The sequence below is a fragment of the Natrinema soli genome (genome assembly GCF_028618695.1).
This window is the reverse complement of sequence record NZ_JAQIVI010000655.1, coordinates 1-2108: the sequence shown is the minus strand read 5'-3', so window position 1 is coordinate 2108 and position 2108 is coordinate 1. Positions and strand designations below refer to the sequence as shown.

The 2108-nt window shown below is 66.4% G+C and carries 3 protein-coding genes and 1 pseudogene; all 4 read left to right on the top strand.

Annotated features, from left to right (window positions below):
• Window positions 1–654, top strand: a pseudogene (locus PGX04_RS29330) (phosphoglycerate dehydrogenase); the annotation flags it as partial.
• Between the two features lie 295 nt (window positions 655–949).
• Entirely contained in the window at window positions 950–1207 is a 258-nt protein-coding gene (locus tag PGX04_RS29325; RefSeq protein ID WP_273741720.1) for a hypothetical protein, read from the top strand.
• 85 nt (window positions 1208–1292) lie between these two features.
• Window positions 1293–1661: a phosphoribosyl-AMP cyclohydrolase gene (gene hisI, locus PGX04_RS29320; RefSeq protein WP_273741719.1), complete on the top strand. Its 369-nt coding sequence runs from the start codon at window positions 1293–1295 to the stop codon at window positions 1659–1661.
• Window position 1662: 1 nt separating this feature from the next.
• Window positions 1663–2108 (top strand): DUF7118 family protein (locus tag PGX04_RS29315; protein ID WP_425498467.1); only part of this gene is annotated, 446 nt, incomplete at its 3' end.

Below are 2108 nucleotides of genomic sequence, written 5' to 3'. Positions count from 1 at the left end.
GCGCCGTCGATCGACGAGAGCGCGTTCCCCCGCGTCGAGCCCTACATCGACCTCGCGGAGACCGCCGGCAAGGTCGCCGCGCAGTTGCTCGAGGGCCGCATCGAGAACGTCGAAGTCGTCTACGAGGGCGACATCGCTGGCGAGGACGTGGAGTTCGTCACCGCGAGCGCGCTCAAGGGCGTCTTCGAACCCCTCGAGTGGCAGGTCAACGCCGTCAACGCCCCCCAGATCGCCGAGGACCGCGGCGTTGACGTCACCGAATCCAAGACCCGTCAGGCGGCGGACTTCCAGAGCCTGATCTCGGTGACCGTCAGCAACGACGACGATCAGGTCTCGGTCGACGGGACACTCTTCGCCGGCGACGACCCGCGCATCGTCCGCATCGACGGTTACCGCGTCGACGCCATCCCCCACGGCCGGATGGTCGTCACCCGAAACACCGACGAGCCCGGCGTCATCGGCCTCATCGGCTCCGTGATGGGCAAACACGGCGTCAACATCGCCGGCATGTTCAACGCCCGCGAGACCATCGGCGGCGAAGCGCTGACCGTCTACAACGTCGACAGCGACGTTCCCGCGGAAGCGAAGACGGAACTCGAGGAAGACGAGCGGGTCATCGGCGTCAGCGACATCACGCTGAACGGCCAGAGCTGAGCGGTCTCGAACGGACGAATCGGTACGGACACGGCGCTCGTTTTCATCTCGGTTCGATCGATCGAGTCTCCTCGTCTCGACCGGCCGACTCACACGCCGCGATCACGGAACCGCTCACACGACACCTCGAGCGTGAGATCATCGAAATCGTCGTCACCACCGACGAGGATCATTGCGTCCCGTTCGTCGCCAAACTCAACGGCGGCCGCGAACCGCCCGTTGATCGGACAATCCGTCCGTTCGTGAGCGCGCTTTATCTCCGTCGGGAGCCTCTCTCTAGGAGGAGGGGAACGCCATGACAATTCCAGAGCACAGTCACGTACAGCAGCCGACCGACAGCGCCCTCGAGGACGCCGCGGAGACGAGGTGGGGGATTCGCGAGGGGATCGGCCTCTCCCTCGTCTCGATCTTCGGGTTACTGTTGCTGGTGGTCGGGCTGATGCTGGCTCCGGGACTCATCGCGGCGGCATCGACGGTCGCCATCACGCTCGGCTTGCTGCTGTCCATGGTCGCACTGATCGTCATCGGCCGCTGGAGCTGGAACGGCCGGTAGCGGCGATTCGCTCGATTTTTCGACGCGCCTACAGCGAGCGGTTCGCGGCAAAAGACCTATCGCTCGGACGAACGATATTGCGCGTATGGACGACGACGTTTCGGTCGACTTCGGCGAGGAAGGACTCGTCCCCGCCGTGGCACAGGACGCCGACTCCGGCGAGGTTCTCATGCTCGCGTACGTCTCGCCGGAGGCGCTCGAGCGGACCCGCGAGACCGGCCGAGCGCACTACTACTCCCGGAGCCGAGAGGAGCTCTGGGAGAAGGGAGCGACGAGCGGCCACGTCCAGGACGTCGCGGAGGTCCGGGTCGATTGCGACGCCGATACCCTCCTCTACCTGGTCGACCAGGAGGGCGGCGCGTGCCACACCGGGCACCGGTCGTGTTTCTACCGGACGATAGCGGGCGAGAACGTCGGCGAGCAAGTGTTTGACCCCGACGCCGTCTACGAGTGAGATGAGCGAGCGCGTCCACTCCGCAGATGGCCGCTCGAACGACAGCGTCGGAAGTGACGATGGTCCGGCTCCGCTCGAGGCGCTCGAGGCCGCCCGCCAGCGGTTCGAAACGGCCGAGCGGCGAATCACGGAGCACGGCGAGGAGACCGTCGAGGAAGTCGCGGCGGCCCACCGCGACGCGACGAAACTACTGGACGACTACGTCGACCGAGCGACCGGGACCGGCAAGGAGAACTTCCAGGCCTACATCGAACTCGAGGGGAAGTTCGACGGGCTCGTCTCGAGTCTCTCCGACGGCCTCGTCGCGTACGAGTCCTTCGAGGAGTCCCTCGAGGCGATCGACAAGCGCCGGCTCAGCGAATCGGACTTCGAGCGCGCTCGCGAGGCCCTCGCGCCGGCCGCCGAGTACGCCGACCTGCTCGAGGAACGCGAGGCCGCCCGGGAGGC

What these genes read in the sequence shown, in the direction of transcription:
- hisI (WP_273741719.1), top strand. Translation starts at nt 1,293, where the DNA reads ATGGACGACGACGTTTCGGTCGACTTCGGCGAGGAAGGACTCGTCCCC.
- PGX04_RS29325 (WP_273741720.1), top strand. Translation starts at nt 950, where the DNA reads ATGACAATTCCAGAGCACAGTCACGTACAGCAGCCGACCGACAGCGCC.